The organism is Algibacter amylolyticus, from assembly GCF_014202225.1.
Taxonomy (GTDB): domain Bacteria; phylum Bacteroidota; class Bacteroidia; order Flavobacteriales; family Flavobacteriaceae; genus Algibacter_B; species Algibacter_B amylolyticus.
On the sequence record NZ_JACHGE010000001.1, the window covers coordinates 992300 to 1008046 of the forward strand.

General features: G+C 33.9%; 16 protein-coding genes. 10 read left to right on the forward strand and 6 right to left on the reverse strand.

Going from position 1 to position 15747, the window contains the following annotated elements; translation table 11 throughout:
* Position 1: 1 nt before the first annotated feature.
* The 5 genes from HNQ90_RS04235 to HNQ90_RS04255 all read left to right on the forward strand — a co-directional run bounded on the left by HNQ90_RS04235 (position 2) and on the right by HNQ90_RS04255 (position 3460).
* Positions 2–1528, forward strand: coding sequence for a bifunctional GNAT family N-acetyltransferase/carbon-nitrogen hydrolase family protein (locus tag HNQ90_RS04235; protein ID WP_144115407.1), 1527 nt, complete (start codon positions 2–4; stop codon positions 1526–1528).
* Positions 1529–1576: 48 nt separating this feature from the next.
* Positions 1577–1900: a hypothetical protein gene (locus tag HNQ90_RS04240; protein ID WP_144115408.1), complete on the forward strand. Its 324-nt coding sequence runs from the start codon at positions 1577–1579 to the stop codon at positions 1898–1900.
* Between the two features lie 11 nt (positions 1901–1911).
* Positions 1912–2133 (forward strand): hypothetical protein, encoded by a 222-nt coding sequence (locus HNQ90_RS04245; RefSeq protein ID WP_144115409.1) that lies wholly within the window; start codon positions 1912–1914, stop codon positions 2131–2133.
* Positions 2134–2155: 22 nt separating this feature from the next.
* A complete protein-coding gene (locus tag HNQ90_RS04250) occupies positions 2156–2941 on the forward strand; it encodes an RMD1 family protein (protein ID WP_144115410.1) in 786 nt (261 codons plus the stop codon).
* 138 nt (positions 2942–3079) lie between these two features.
* A complete protein-coding gene (locus HNQ90_RS04255; protein WP_144115411.1) occupies positions 3080–3460 on the forward strand; it encodes a hypothetical protein in 381 nt (126 codons plus the stop codon).
* A gap of 42 nt (positions 3461–3502) precedes the next feature.
* Here the strand turns inward: HNQ90_RS04255 and HNQ90_RS04260 are convergent, their stop codons facing one another.
* Entirely contained in the window at positions 3503–4966 is a 1464-nt protein-coding gene (locus HNQ90_RS04260; RefSeq protein WP_144115412.1) for an MptA/MptB family glycosyltransferase, read from the reverse strand.
* A gap of 136 nt (positions 4967–5102) precedes the next feature.
* Between HNQ90_RS04260 and HNQ90_RS04265 the strand changes: the two genes are divergently transcribed.
* Entirely contained in the window at positions 5103–6167 is a 1065-nt protein-coding gene (locus HNQ90_RS04265; protein WP_144115413.1) for a hypothetical protein, read from the forward strand.
* Between the two features lie 192 nt (positions 6168–6359).
* On the opposite strand, the gene HNQ90_RS04270 is transcribed toward HNQ90_RS04265, so the two are convergent.
* The 5 genes from HNQ90_RS04270 to HNQ90_RS04290 form a co-directional block, all read right to left on the reverse strand.
* Positions 6360–7850, reverse strand: coding sequence for a cellulose synthase family protein (locus tag HNQ90_RS04270; protein WP_144115414.1), 1491 nt, complete (start codon positions 7848–7850; stop codon positions 6360–6362).
* The gene (locus HNQ90_RS04275) at positions 7850–8539 is read right to left on the reverse strand and encodes a glycosyltransferase family 2 protein (RefSeq protein ID WP_144115415.1); all 690 of its coding nucleotides are present in this window, start codon (positions 8537–8539) and stop codon (positions 7850–7852) included. The genes HNQ90_RS04270 and HNQ90_RS04275 overlap by 1 nt, the downstream gene beginning before the upstream one ends.
* The gene (locus HNQ90_RS04280; RefSeq protein ID WP_144115416.1) at positions 8536–9012 is read right to left on the reverse strand and encodes a toxin-antitoxin system YwqK family antitoxin; all 477 of its coding nucleotides are present in this window, start codon (positions 9010–9012) and stop codon (positions 8536–8538) included. Before HNQ90_RS04280 ends, HNQ90_RS04275 begins: the two co-directional genes overlap by 4 nt.
* Positions 9013–9128: 116 nt before the next feature.
* Positions 9129–10718, reverse strand: a complete 1590-nt coding sequence (locus HNQ90_RS04285) for a 4Fe-4S binding protein (RefSeq protein WP_144115417.1) — start codon at positions 10716–10718, stop codon at positions 9129–9131.
* A gap of 2 nt (positions 10719–10720) precedes the next feature.
* Positions 10721–12028, reverse strand: a complete 1308-nt coding sequence (locus tag HNQ90_RS04290) for an NAD(P)/FAD-dependent oxidoreductase (protein WP_144115418.1) — start codon at positions 12026–12028, stop codon at positions 10721–10723.
* Between the two features lie 278 nt (positions 12029–12306).
* On the opposite strand from HNQ90_RS04290, the gene HNQ90_RS04295 reads away from it, so the two are divergent.
* The 4 genes from HNQ90_RS04295 to HNQ90_RS04310 all read left to right on the forward strand — a co-directional run bounded on the left by HNQ90_RS04295 (position 12307) and on the right by HNQ90_RS04310 (position 15551).
* Positions 12307–13020 carry a DUF547 domain-containing protein gene (locus HNQ90_RS04295; RefSeq protein WP_172625819.1) on the forward strand — a complete coding sequence of 238 codons (714 nt, stop codon included), beginning with the start codon at positions 12307–12309 and terminating at the stop codon, positions 13018–13020.
* A 67-nt stretch (positions 13021–13087) separates the two neighbouring features.
* Positions 13088–14002 (forward strand): hypothetical protein, encoded by a 915-nt coding sequence (locus tag HNQ90_RS04300; RefSeq protein ID WP_144115419.1) that lies wholly within the window; start codon positions 13088–13090, stop codon positions 14000–14002.
* A 33-nt stretch (positions 14003–14035) separates the two neighbouring features.
* Positions 14036–15043 carry a glycoside hydrolase family 113 gene (locus HNQ90_RS04305; protein ID WP_144115420.1) on the forward strand — a complete coding sequence of 336 codons (1008 nt, stop codon included), beginning with the start codon at positions 14036–14038 and terminating at the stop codon, positions 15041–15043.
* Positions 15036–15551, forward strand: coding sequence for a hypothetical protein (locus HNQ90_RS04310; RefSeq protein WP_144115421.1), 516 nt, complete (start codon positions 15036–15038; stop codon positions 15549–15551). Before HNQ90_RS04305 ends, HNQ90_RS04310 begins: the two co-directional genes overlap by 8 nt.
* The last annotated feature ends 196 nt before the right edge of the window (positions 15552–15747 follow it).

A 15747-nucleotide genomic window follows, 5' to 3' on the forward strand; every position in this document is an offset into this window, starting at 1 on the left:
CATGGACGCAAAAAAAATAGAAAATATCGAGCTTAAGTATTTAACTGTTGATGATTATCAAGAGTTAAAAGAAGCCACATTAGAGTCTTATGCAGGAGTGCTAGATTCGTATTGGAAAAAAGAGCATATTATTCAATTAACCTCTATGTTCCCAGAAGGGCAAGTGGTTATAAAAATTGATGGCGATATTGCGGGTTGTGCATTGTCTCTTATTGTAGATTACGATAAGATTGATGATAACCACACCTACGCCGATATTATTGCAGGAGAATCTTTTAAAAACCACGATCCCGAAGGCGATGTGTTATATGGTATTGATGTTTTTATAAAACCAGAATATAGAGGTTTGCGTTTAGGCAGACGTTTGTACGATTACAGAAAAGAAATCTGTGAAAACCTGAATTTAAAAAGCATCATATTTGGTGGAAGAATGCCAAATTACCATAAACACAAGGAGTTTTCGCCTAAAGATTATATTGAAAAAGTAAAGCGCAAGGAAATTCATGATCCTGTTTTAAATTTTCAAATCTCTAACGATTTTCATCCGGTAAGAGTTTTAAAAGGCTATTTGGAAGGTGATACAGCATCAAACGAATATGCCGTGTTAATGGAGTGGGATAATATTTATTATACCAAACCAACACGAAAAGCGGCTTCGGTAAAAACGGTAGTGCGCTTGGGCTTAATCCAATGGCAAATGCGACCATACAAAGCCTTGGAAGATTTAATGCAGCAGGTAGAGTATTTTATTGATAGTGTAGCAGCATATCGATCTGACTTTGCAGTGTTTCCTGAGTTTTTTAATGCACCGTTAATGGCAGAGTTTAACCATTTGCACGAACCCGAAGCCATTAGAAAACTTGCAGAATTTACAGAGGTTATAGTTAATAAACTAAAGCAGCTATCTATATCGTATAACATTAATATTATTTCTGGAAGTATGCCAGAAGTTGTTGGCGATAAGCTATATAACGTAGGTTATTTGTGCAGACGAGATGGTAGTTTTGAGCGTTACGAAAAAATTCATGTTACGCCAGACGAGGCTAAGGTTTGGGGTATGCAACGAGGTAATTCATTAAAAACCTACGATACCGATTGTGGTAAAATAGGAATTTTAATTTGTTACGATTCTGAGTTTCCAGAATTATCGCGCTTACTGTCAGACGAAGGTATGGATATTTTGTTTGTACCGTTTTTAACCGATACTCAAAATGGATACTCTCGTGTGCGTTTATGTGCGCAAGCTAGAGCGATAGAAAACGAATGTTATGTGGCTATTGCAGGAAGTGTAGGGAATTTGCCAAATGTAAATAACATGGATATTCAATACGCGCAATCGGCGGTGTTTACGCCTTGCGACTTTTCATTTCCTAGTAATGGTATAAAAGCAGAAGCCACGCCAAATACAGAAATGATATTGGTTGCCGATGTAGATTTAAGCTTGCTTAGAGAGCTACATTCTTTTGGTGCCGTTAAAAATTTAAAAGACAGAAGAAAAGATTTTTACGATGTTATTCGTGTTAAATAATGATAAATAGTATATTTATAACATCTAGTAACCCCAACTTTAAGAAAAATGAAAAATAGAAATAGTAACTTAAAACGTGTTATAGTCGATTTTAAAAAATTGACACCAGAAATTTTAGCTTTGCTAGTAGAGCGTTATCCTGATGGTTATGATGACGACGATGTAATCTCTTTTAAAAATCAGCATAACGAACTTGTTGAAGCAGTCGAGGTTATTACAGAGGATACTAAGTATTTAGTGAAAGTAAGTACCAAATTATCGGTAACTATGGAGAATTATGATGAAGATGATTATGAAGATTTTGATAATAACGATCCTGAAGCTGTTCAGCCACCAGAAATAGCTGATGAAGATACAGAAGACAACGATTAAATATAACTATTATGAGAACTGCCGCTTTTAAATCTTTCAAAAACGGTTATTACAATTTTTGGTTTGAAAACGGTGAGGAGCTAGCCTTCGAAGAGGTGCACCCGCGCGTTTTAAAGCAATATGATTTACAAAATGACGAATCTTTAATTGATAAGGATTTTAGAATTACCTTTATAGAAGCTGGTGATGATGATAATCCTATTTACGTAGTTCAAAGTTTAAAACCCATTTAATACACATAGTTTATAGCATACAATGTATACCGTAGTTGCTTACCAAGTAGCTAGTGCTATCAATATAAAAACTAGTAAACACCAGTTGCCGTGGCAATTAGTGTTTCAAGATAGCGACGAACTTTATTATAAAAGTTCAGAAAACCAATTTGTTTACATTTTTCAGTATGGTATGGTTAGTTTTTTCAACATGACCGATGTTGAAATTGCTCGCGTATTACAAGAAATAAAGCCTTTTAGCACCAATTATTTTACTGAAAAGTTATCAGATTCGGTTGAGATTCTTATTCAACCCAATACACAACAAGTCCAATTTGATAGTGTTATATTACCAAGTATTGATGAAGAAATGATTCGTTTGGTATTATTAAACATTTCACAATCTGTAGCCTTAGATCGTTATTCAGAAATTACAGAAGAATTACTTATTGAAACCAATAAACACACGTTATTTCTTGAAGAAAACGGGAAGCTGGATATTTCTGGTAATAAGTTAAAGCGTTTTATAGGTAAGATTCTCAATATAAAAAATAAAATTTTAGAGAACCTATATATTTTCGATTCGCCCGAAATAACCTGGGAAAACGAACAGCTTAACAGGCTTAATCAAGATTTAAAACGCACCTTCGATTTACAGGATAGATACCGCCTAATTCACGACCGTATAGAGATTATTAAAGAGAATCTAGAACTCTTTAAAGATATTATGGATCATAAGGAAAGTAGTCGCTTAGAGTGGATAATTATTATCTTAATTGTTATTGAGGTTATAGATTTATTTATTGCAAAATTGTCAGGTTTAATCTAATCTAGATATTAGAATAAATCGTATATTAAAGTGCTGCAAGTCAGTAGTTTTATGTTTGGACTGGTTTAAGTGTTTTTACATTAATTCTAGTTAGTCCTAAAACAAAGTATTTAGTTAAATTTTAAATTGTAAAAAAAGATGAAAACAAAAAAGTTAATCGTGTTTAGTGGTTTATTATTCGTTTTTTTATCGCTGTCTAGCTTTAAAAGTGAGGCCTATTTACATGCCAATTTGGTAAGCGTTGCAGATCAAGATGGTTTACTTGTGTATGCCACATTCGATGGGAAAGAAGATTATGGTTATAACTTTATCACTAAAGATAGAGAGGGCGAAGAGAAAACATTAACCTTTCAAAAAGTAGATGATAAGGTTTTAGAAGTCTTTAATTTAGCAGACGAAAAGTTAATAGGAACAAAGTTTAAGATAACCTTTAATCGTGTTATAACGTTTTCAAAGGACGAAGATGGCATGGAGGATTCAGATGAAACCAATACCATTACAAAGTTAGAAAAGCTGTAAGTTTTCTATAGTTGTAAATGGTTTTTAGCGCCACGAAATAATTTAGGCTTCCAGAACTCTGGGAGCCTTTTTTATAAAAACTTCCCAAATAAATACGCCGTAAACCACTAGATATTCTAAGCCAATTATCCATAGGTTTTCAGATTTATCCATAGAGTTTACATTTACATAAGCCAAATAACTTAAAATAATAACAAAACTCCATACCAACGGAAATTTATACTTGGTAAATACCGATAAAATTAAAAGCATTGCAATATACCAAGGGTGCACTGTTGTAGCTGTAAAATAGTAAAACGAAAGTGCCATTAACATAGCTGTGATTAACTGTGTCATGGTTTTGTTTTTTCTTAAAAAACTTAAGGTTATAACAAAACAAACCACAAGTATAGAGGCCGCTTTGCCAATAATTGCAATTTCATTATAGCCTCTAAATAAATAGCCAATTTCTCTAGCTATATAATATAAGCTCGCATTAAACTCGAAATTACCAAACCACAAAGCAACTGTTTTACTGTAATTATTTATAAATTCTGAAGAATAAAAAGGCGCAAAAAGTAGGACTGTGGTTAGTATAACTACGGCGTAAAAAGCAATTAGTTTTGTAATACCTTTCCAGAAATTATAACGAGGAGTTGGCAACAAATCTAACTTGTTTTTACTGTCCTCTTGAGGGGCTTTTTGGGATGTTTTATTTATGTTATTCCAATCTCCAAAAACAAACCACTGATAAAATAAGGGTAAGAACATTAGCGGTATAAGTTTAGTTACCACAGAAAGCGCAAAAACAACTGCTGCAAGCACCCATTTGTTTGAGTAAAGCAAATACATACTCCAAACTAGAAAGAACACCATAACACCCTCAAAATGCAAATTACCTGTAAGTTCTATTATAATAAACGGGTTTAATATATACCAGAATATATGGTGCGCCGGAAGTTTAAGTTTTTCTAAAAGTTTAGAGCCGTAGTGTAGTGTTCCAAAATCGGCAGCAATAATAAGCAAGCGCATAACGATAACCGATCCTAAAATACTTTTACTAGCAAACAAGGCAGCAATAGTAAAACAAAGTTGGTTTATTGGCGGGTAGTTGGTAAAATGGCTGGCGTTTAAACTGCCCATACCTGCACGAAGTTCTAAAGCTTGTGCAACAGGATATTTACTTGCGCTAATAAAAGATTCTACGGTGTGTAAGTACGGGTTTATGCCTTCTAAAATCATGCGGCCATCCCAAATAAAACGGTAAAAATCTTGCGATAAATTGGGTATGGCAAGGATAAAAACCGCCCGAAACCCAAAGGCTAAATAGGTTAGCGCCTTGGTATTGTGTTTTAAATGATTAATAATATTATAGAATAAAACAAACACGCCTATGTAGAGCATGACAAGTTTTATATAATCTGTTCTCACTAAATTATATGCAAATACCCAATAAAATAGCAGGCTAGAAACCACTAAGAGTAATAGCATTTTGTTTAGTTTAATAAACGATGGGTTTAAAAGCATGGACCAAATATAATACTATTTGTTTGTAGCGTTTTGTGAAGAAAGCTTACTTGATATTGTAAAAAAAATCTGCTACCTTCGTTTAGCAATAATTTTATACTCGCGGAACATTCTCATTATTAACTAAATATATCATATGAAAAATATAATATTTGCAATCTTCATTTTTACATCTGCGTTATGTAATGCTCAAAACTACTCGTTTGTTCCAGATAGTTTACGTCTAATTTCTTATGAGGAATTAATGAAAAAGCCACCTTCTAATGTCGAATTGGTGTATTACGAAAACGGAACACAAACAACATTTAAAGAGGTTATTCCATTAGTGATGCAGAAAAAATTAGTGCCTCAAATGTTTGTTGATACGGATGGGAATTATAAGATACTTGTGGTTGTTGAGGCTGAAGAAAAAGCTGAAAATATATCTATAGCCTATGAAGGCATGCCAGAAAAGTTGAAGACATTAGGCTATTCGTTTGGTAACTCTAAAAGTGATACCATTGTGCTTATTACACAAGGCGGGCCTTTTCCTAGATTGTTTACAGATGAAGTGAAAGCTATTTTTAAAGGTAATGGAGAAATTGATGATAATAAATACTTTATTATAAATACGCATCAAGCTCAGACTATAGATCCTCAAATGATGTTAGAGGAAGAAATTTCGTTTGAACAAGCTAAAATGTTGGGAATAAAAACTTCCGAAATGTTAAATGAGCTCGTTAGTTATTTTAAATCTGAAAATAAAAAGGTCTTTATTGTAGGTATTTCGTATGGCTGTTTTGCTGGGCAAGACTATATTTCTAAGTTTGGTAATAAAGCTGATGGATATTTATTGATGGTAGGCAGGTTAGATATTGCTGAAGACGTTTGGAAGGCCTATTCTGAAGGCATTGACGCTGCTTTTGAAGAAGATGCTGTTAGAACAAAAGTGGAACAAAAAGCAGAGGAATTAATGATGATTAATTCGCATAAGATAGCTGCTGCTTATGGTTATAAAAGATATTCGGAACTGTTGAAAAATACCAACTTATCTAATCTAATTTATTATTATGCCTTGAGGGATGCCAATGTTGGTAAACTAACCGAAGATGAAATTGAATTCCTTAAAACCAAAGGTGCTAATGTTATTGCATTCGATGATGTTCATACAGCGTGGAGGAATCATTTGAAAGAAGCTTTGGAATTGCTATTAGCCAAATAATAGGTGTGTTTGCAAATATGCCCGCGTTAGGGATTGAACGGTCTGTTTGAGCTCCCCGACTTTTTAGGAGGGAGCGAGTAGTGAAAGCGCGACCCTTTTCGGGTAACGCCCAAATAATTAGAATATTGATACTGAAATTGAAACGAGACTAAATTACAAAGTTAAGATTCCCTTCTACAAAGGAATGAAAAATTAAACTTTGGATGCCAACGATTTAAAAAATACATAGCCAAAGCCTACGCATAACATAAAGTGAAATGGGAAGAGACCAAAATCGCCACCTTGGTTGCCAACTATAAAGGCGCTATACATACCAAAACCAAAATAACACATGAGTAGTCCCTCGAAAATAACGTTTACAGATATGTTTCGTTTAATGTATTTGTTGTTTTTCCAGTTGTCTTTGTACTTACTTATGTTGAATTTTGGTGTACGCACAAATTCTGATTTTTTACCCCAATGGCCTTCTAAAACAGCAATGGAGTTATGTAACGAAAAGCCCATGGCTATTGAGAAAAATACAAAAAACATACCTATGTAGCGGATAAAGTTTTTAAAGCCGCCGCCATATATGTTTTTGTACATAAACCAGTAACACACAAAAAATATTATGGTGCTCATTACAAAGAAACTCATAACGTAAAAATACGGGCGTAAATGGGCATATTCGTTTTTTATATAAAGCATTGGGATGCTTAAAACACCAACTATAAGTACGTTTAAAAACATGGTGCTGTTTAATAAATGCAGCAAACCGTGTACTTTGGTTTTAGCTGAAATGTTTTTGCTTTTTACAACACGACCAAGCATTTTTTGGAAGTTTTCGGCACCGCCTTTATTCCATCTGAATTGTTGTGAACGCGCTGCGCTAATTACTATAGGAAGTTCGGCAGGTGTTTCTACGTGTTCTAAATACTTGAATTTCCAGTTTTTAAGTTGTGCGCGGTAGCTAAGGTCTAAATCTTCGGTTAGCGTATCGCCTTCCCAATTTCCGGCATCGATAATACAGGCTTTACGCCAAAGTCCTGCGGTACCATTAAAATTTATAAAATGACCTTTACTGTTTCGGCCAACTTGCTCTAGTGTAAAGTGGGCATCGAGCGCGAAGGCTTGAATTCTTGTTAGTATAGAATAGTTGCGGTTTATGTGTCCCCAACGGGTTTGTACAACACCAACGGCTTCGTCTTTAAAATAGGGTACGGTGCGTTTTAACCAGTCTGCTTCTGGTAAAAAATCGGAATCGAAAATAGCAATAATACTGCCTTTTGCGATTTTTAAACCTTCTTTTAATGCACCGGCCTTAAAGCCTTTACGGTCTGTTCTCGTTATTTGTTTTATATCTAAGCCTTGGGCTTGAAGTTTTTGAATTTGTTTTAGAGTAGTTTCTACGGTTTCGTCTGTGGAATCGTCTAGAACTTGAATTTCTAACTTGTTTTTTGGGTAATCTATTTTTGCAATATTATCGAGCAAACGTTCCATAACATACATTTCGTTATAGACCGGAAGTTGAATGGTAATGTATGGAATTTCGTCTGGGTTTGAAAAATCGAATTTAGGTGAATTATCTTTTGCTTTCTTTGAAGACAGGTAGTTAAATAGTAGGTTGAGTTGTGCCAATGCATACATGAAAATAAGCAAAAGCGAAATGGTGTATATGACTATAATTACGGTTTCTAATATCATTATTTAAAACTATATTTAAAAATCCAACCTAAGATTTTTATGCCTGCAAATATAGCACCTTTTACCGTACCTGAAACTTTTGAGACACCTATTCTATTGCGGTAATTTACGGGTATTTCAGTGTATGTAAGTTTTTGCTTAAGTGCTTTGAGTTGCATTTCTACAGTCCATCCATAGGTTTTGTCTTCCATGTTTAGCGCTAGTAATTTATTGTATTTTATAGCTCTAAATGGTCCTAAATCTGAAAACTTAGCACCAAAAAACAACTTCATTAAATTGGTAGCTAGCCAGTTACCAAAAATTTGTGGTCCTGTCATAGACCCTTTGTCTCTTAGTTGTTTTGTGCGTGCTCCAATTACAAAATCGATATCATCATTAATAATGGGTGCTACTATTTTTGTAAGCTCTTCTGGGTAATCGCTATAATCGCCATCTAGAAAAACAACAATATCTGGTTTTATGGTTTGGTTGGCAATATGTTGCATGCCTTTTAAGCAGGCATAGCCATAACCTTTGTTAGGTTCTTTTAAAACGGTTGCACCTGCATTTTTTGCGTTGGTTTCTGTATTGTCGGTAGAGTTGTTACTCACCACAATAACCTCGCTAACGGATTTTGGAATGTCGTTAATTACGTGTGCTATAGAATCTGCTTCGTTATAAGCAGGAATAATAACTTTTATTTGGGTCATTTAAGATCGCTAAGTTTATTGTCTTTTTTAAAGGATGCAAAGGTAGTCCATTCTTTTATTTTTTTTCCTGCTTTATATTTTGACGCCGAAATAAGCTTTTCGTTTTTATACATAAGACAAAATCCGTTTTTTTGATTGTCCTTTAATTGGCATTTATGGTTTATTTTTTCGCGGGAGTCATAAAACAACCACCAATTAGTTTTTTTTCCGTTTGTAAAATGCCCTTCTTTTTCGATAGTGCCAAATTTGGTATAGAACTTCCAGTATTTAATTTCTTTGTCTTCTGAAAAGTGGCCTTCCTTTTTTAAACTACCGTTATCAAAATAGAATTTCCAAAAGGCTGTTTTTTGATTGTTTTCTAGCCAACCTTCAGCTTTAATTGTGCCGTTTTCGAAATAGGTTCGTTTGTATATTTTTTCCGCGAAAGCGTTAAAACTAATAAACACTATTATAATAATAATTACCTTTTTCATTTCTTGTTATTAGCTAATTCAAAAAGAATCGCTGAGGTTTATACAGATACACATGGCACTTTTTAGATATTATATATCTTCGTTTTATGCTGTACTCTGCGACTGATGCTGAAAACTTATTTCTTATTTACTAAATCCATTAAATCTACATCGTTTCCTAATAATATTTCAGTCGGATTAATACGGCCGTCCATACTATCATTTTCAAGTTTTAAAACACCTCTTGGGCAAACTGCAGAACAAATGCCGCAGCCAACACAACTAGATCGTACTATGTTTTCGCCTTTTTGAGCATAATGACGCACATCAATTCCCATTTCGCAACTGTTAGAGCAGTTACCACAAGAAATGCATTGACCACCATTGGTAGTAATTCTAAATTTAGAAAATAAACGCTGTTGGAATCCTAAAATAGCTGCCATTGGACATCCAAAACGACACCAAGAACGGTTACCTAAAATAGGGTAGAAGCCGGTACCAATAACACCAGAAAATATAGAACCTATATAAAGGCCATATGCCGACCTAAGTGCAGAGCCTTTTATAAAGAAAACGTGCTCTGTAGTACCTGTAAAATGCATGATTAATAATAGCGCAATAACGCTAAAAAAGCCAATAGCGCCATATTTAGCATCTTTACCTAGCTCCTTGCTTTTAAAGAACATAACACCAGCGAAAACTAAAGTTAAAAAACCAATAACTAACGAGATGAAAAGCCCACGTGTTAACCAAAAATCGTTTTTATCGTAGCCTAAATAGGTGTAAACCATGGCAACCGTCATTACTACAGAAAATACTAAAACGGTATGTATTAACCAACGTTCTAGCTTCCAAGCAGACATTTTTTTAGAAGATAATTGTCTAAAAGAATCGCCAGCAGTTTCTGCTAATCCGCCACAACCACAAACCCAAGAGCAATACCAGCGTTTACCATATTTGTAAGTTAATATAGGAGTAATAATAAAGGTTGAAAGGATACCGAAAACTATTAACGCTAAACCAATATTTCCGTTGGAAAGGAATCCGTTTACAGACCATTCATCAAAAATGTAATAGTTAAGTGGCCATACACTTTTAAGATCGTAATATGGTAAATCGTTATTCATAACGTACATGAATTCCGGAATTAAAAAGGCAAAACCTAATTGGAAAAACATTACCGATCCTGTACGTATTTGTTGGTAGCGGTTATGGCGGTATTTAAGTATAAATTTATATCCAAAGGCTAAAATAGCTATGGTGTAAAGTGTACCGTAAACAAACCATTGGCTTGCAGGTCTGCCGCTTAATAATTTACTTAGTGGGTCGAATAGGTGCACTAATCCTGTGTTTTCTGCACCATCTTTTCCTAAACCTAAATATTGAGGAAAAAAATAAAGCACTATATAAAATGTGGTAAGTACAACGCCTAAAACATAACCCCAAGCGCCATGGGAAGATATAGATTTAAACCAAACACCATCATTTTTTATGCCTTCTAACTTGGTTAAATAGGCTTCTCTGGAGTAGATTATAACACCTAAAGAAATCATGCCTAATGACAATGTTAAGAACAAACCTTCGTTTGGAAAATTAGTGTTTAACAGCGCTAATGCCATTATAAAAAGGCCGATAAAGCCAATGGCTAATGCGACTTTTTGTTTCGTTGAAATATCTAAAGCATCTGGTTTTGCTAAAGACATACTATTATTTATTTTATTACTCATGGTTAGGCTATTTGCAATTGTTTGTTGTAGGTTGAAAGTATATCGGCTTCGTAATGACTATAAAATTCGGGATCGAAATTAGCCTCAGGAAGATGATTTATAACATAATCGACATCGCGTTTTTCTGTTAGCCATGTATCAAAAGTTTCATGGCGCATTCTAATTCCAAAGGTATTAATACCTAAAAATGCTTTTGTTGTTTTATGGTAAGCTACTGTTATGCATTTGGTATCGTCCTCATGTTTCCAATGGAAATGTTTTTCATAATCTGGACAACTACGTTCACTATAAACCCAACCATAGGTTTGGTATTCTATGTCTAAAAATTTAGCAGAGTTAAACCAATGCCCAGGGTTGTATTGTATTTTGTTTCCGCAAATAGTTTGTGCTAAGGTTTCGCCCATCATACGGCCTGTGTACCAAACGGCTTCAATGCTACGACGACCATTTATACCTTCATGTTGTTCGGCGCAATCGCCAATAGCGTAAATATCTTTAATGTTGGTTTCTAAATACGGGTTTACTTTTACACCTCTTCCAACTTCAATAGTTGAATCTTTTAAAAAATTGATATTCGGCGTTACTCCGGCCGTTAAGCCTACCACATTACATTCAATTTCTTCGCCGGTTTCTTCAATGATTATAGATTTTACTTTTCCGTTTTCATCAGCCTTAATTTCTTTTAAATTAGTAGCAAGGCGTAAATCTATATGATGATTTTTTATATGTCTGTTAATCATTTGGCTTTCTCCACTCGGTAAAACGCCATTCCAGAAGCTGTCTTCTCGCACCAAAAAGGTAACCGGAATATTTCTAGAGTTTAGCATTTCGGCCAACTCAATTCCAATTAAACCACCACCAACTATTACGGCGCGTTTACAAACATCGTTATTAGGTGCATGCTTTTCAAGATTTTCTAAATCTTGCTTATGGTACATGCCCATAACACCTTCTAGATCTTGACCTGGCCAACCAAACTTATTTGGTTTACTGCCTGTGGCAATAATAAGTTTATCGTAATTTAAAGCATCACCTTCTGCAAAATGAAGTGTTTTTGCAGTAGTATCTATATTGTTAACGTATCCTTTTTTAAGTTCAATTCTGTTTTTCTCCCAGAACCAATTCTCGTAGGGTTGGGTGTGTTCAAATTTCATGTGTCCCATGTAAATATACATAAGTGCAGTTCTAGAGAAGAAATATTCGGTTTCTGCCGATACTATGGTAATCCTTTTGTCTGATAGTTTTCTAATATGTCGAGCGGCAGTTACTCCAGAAATTCCGTTTCCTATAATAACAATGTGTTCTTCCATGTTTTAGTAATTGGGTTGATTTGTTAGTATTATCTATGAGACTTTTTAGAATAAAAACTTGATGTGCTTAAATGTAAATTCAAAAGATAATGATAGTTCTGTCGAAGCTAAAGGTAATAACTTAACAGAAGGGTTTAATTTAGAACAAGTTTAAATTGTTGGTGTTTTGTAAGGATTTCAACTATCGTAAAATATTATTTTTTTTAAGCGTATTGTAATTATCTAGAAATTCCTGCGACCCAATGGCAGTTACTTTGCAAAATTCAAAATTTACAAAAATGAAAAAACAAATAATTATAGCGCTTCTGGTTTTAATGGCTTTTGAAGGTTTCTCTCAAGATTTAAATTCTTTTTTTAATAAAGCAGATGCTTTTTTTAAAGAAAATGTGGCTAACGGAAAAGTGGCATATTCAAAAATTCATGCTAACCAAAATGAACTTAATAGTATTTTAAAAATAGCCGAAGGAATAACCGTATCAAAAGCTGATGCTAATAACTTTCAAGCCTTTTGGATTAATGCCTATAACCTATCTGTAATAAAAGGCATAGTAAACAATTATCCAACAAATTCCCCATTAGATAACAAAGGTTTTTTTGACGCTACAACCTACAGTTTAGGAGGCAAACAAATTACTTTAAACGACATAGAACATAAGCTATTACGTGGTAATTTTAAAGATGCTCGTTTTCATTTTGTATTAGTTTGTGGTGCTGTTGGTTGTCCGCCTTTAATTAGTAAAGCGTATTTGCCAACTACTTTAAATGCTCAGTTGGAAGAACAGACTAAAATAGCATTAAACGGATCTTTTTTAAGAGTGAATACTAAGAAAAATCGAGTACAAGCATCTCAAATTATGGAGTGGTATAAGGAAGATTTTACAAGGAACGGTAAGCGTGAAATAGATTTTATAAACACATTCCGCACAGAAAAATTAGATAGTAAATTTAAATTGAGCTATTTCCCATATAATTGGAACCTAAACAAACAATAACAAAATAATAACTAACCCAAAACACATAAGTTTCCATTGGCGTGGAACCGAAAAACTAAAACACATCATGAAAAAAGCATTAGCAGTATTAGTACTTATCGCAATTACGTATAATGGATATTCTCAAGAAGAAGATACCTCAAAAAGAAGTAATGTACAAGAGTTTACACCTTCAAAATTACTAAGAAAAGGGCAATGGGATATTAAGTTTTTTAATAGTTTATACACACAAACGAAACAAACAGGTGCTGGAACAGGCGAATCTTTTAGTATTGATAGACAAAATTTTTTTACTAATACAACTGAAATTTATACAGGTGTAAGTAACAATTCAAGAATAAACGTAGGCTTTGTTTTTCAAGTAAGAGCAAATAATTTTGGAGGTCAAAGCGCACTTAGTGTATTCGATTTTGAGAACAACGGCATAGATTCTCGAAGCGGCTTAACAACAATAGCACCATCTATAAGAGTGCAACCGTTTGCTAGTATTCCTAATTTTTCTTTTACAAGTTCTTTGTATTTGCCTATTTTTAAAGATGAAGCGGTACCAGCATATTTAGATAAAAGAAGTACGTTTTGGGAAACTAAATTTTTCTATGATAAAACGTTTGGAGGTGGCGATTGGCAAATATTTACAGAAGCCGATTTTGGTTTTAATTTTGGCGAGAGTCAAACCGATGCAGATCCTTTAACGGAGAATCCTAATGAGCGTTTTGCAAATAATAGCATGTTTTTACCCTTAAGTGCTTTTTTAAGTTACTTTCCATCTAGCAAGTCAACTTTATTTGTTAACGCTCAACAAGCTTTTCTTATCGATTTAGGTAATAATTTTGAGCAAAATTACACGCAATTAGGGTTTGGAGGAAAATATCAATTAACAAATGTTTTAAATATTGAAGCGTCATACGGGAAATTTGTGCGTGGAAATAATTTTCAAGGTTTAGGGCAAACTTTTAGTATTGGTTTAAGAGCTTTGTTATAAGAATAATATTAAATTAGAAGTTTAATATTTTATATGAAGCCATTTAAACTCTTATTTCTTTTATCAATTTTAGCAATACAATCTTGCAAAACTCAGACCAATAAAATTAATGGTGTGAGTTTTGTGTCTTCTAGACAACCTATAGATCAAAGTCATACATATCCTGTGGTTAATTTAAATGCCAATTATGCGGCTGTAATGCCTTTTGGTTTTATTAGAGATTTAAGTTTGCCAGAAGTGAAATTTAATGGAGAAAGACAATGGTATGGCGAAAGAAAAGAAGGTGCAGCACAGTATATTACCGAATTAAATAAACAGCATATTAAAATTATGTTGAAACCTCAAATTTGGGTAGGGCATGGGCAATTTACCGGTTATATTAAAATGACTAACGAAGCCGATTGGAAAACCCTCGAGGATTCTTACTCAAAGTTTATTTTAGAATATGCCGACTTAGCGGCAAAAATGAATGTTGAAATATTTTGCATAGGGACCGAATTAGAAGGCTTTATAAGTAACAGACCAGATTATTGGTTTAAACTTATAAAAGATGTAAAAGCTATTTATAAAGGTAAATTAACCTATGCTGCAAATTGGGATGAGTTTAAACGAACACCTTTTTGGAGCGAATTAGATTTTATAGGTGTCGATGCCTATTTTCCGGTAAGCGAAAGCAAAACGCCAACCATAGCCGAATGTTTATTGGGTTGGGAAAAACATAAAGGTGATATTTTAAAAGTACATCAAGAACATAAAAAACCTATTTTGTTTACGGAATATGGTTATAGAAGTGTTGATTACACCGGAAAAGAACCTTGGGTGAGTGATAGAAGCATGACTCAAGTTAATTTTGATGCTCAAACCAACACCACACAAGCTTTATTTGACACTTTTTGGAAAGAAGATTGGTTTGCTGGCGGTTTTATTTGGAAATGGTTTCATGATCATGAAAAATCTGGAGGTGAAAGCGATTCAAGGTTTACACCGCAAAACAAGCCGGTAGAAGCCTTAATTCGTAAACACTATAAATCTTATGAGTAAATTAAAATACATTGCAATATGTCTATGGGTTTTAGTGTCTTGCGCTAGAGATAACGACGACGATATACAAACCTTAGCAACGTATATTCAAGGCCGTACAGTTGAACTAGGTGCTGTTATTGCTTGTGCGGCAAGCGATGAGGTTAATGGAGATATTCTAACCTTTTATTATGCAGAATCGGGAGCTTCTAATGTGAGGTTTTATGAAACTTTAGGTGTTGATGTCGATCCAAACGATTTTAAAAACTATACTTTAAATAACGTAGAAAGCGAACCCATATTTAATGGGCATCTAAGACGTTTTACGCAAAGTTCTGCAACAGAAAAATGGATTATAATCACTTTTGAGTTAGCCGATGAAATAAAAATATCTAACCCCATTCGCACAAAACAATTATCGAAACCTACAGTTTGGAATGATAAAGTTAATATCAGTCAAAGCACATCTGGAATGCCTGATTTTAGTTGGGTCGATAATCCAGAAGGCGATAATGCTATATATTTTTAGGTAGTTTCTGCTGCTAATGGTGATTTTCTATCCGGAACGTATACCTACGAGAATCAATTTCAATACTACAATACAAGCAATGTTGTTTTGAATGTAACCACACAAACCCCACCGAATTTAATTTTCAATGAAAATTATAATTTCACATTAATGGATGTAAGTCTAGATAATTGGGTAAATTGGGTTATTCAAAAAT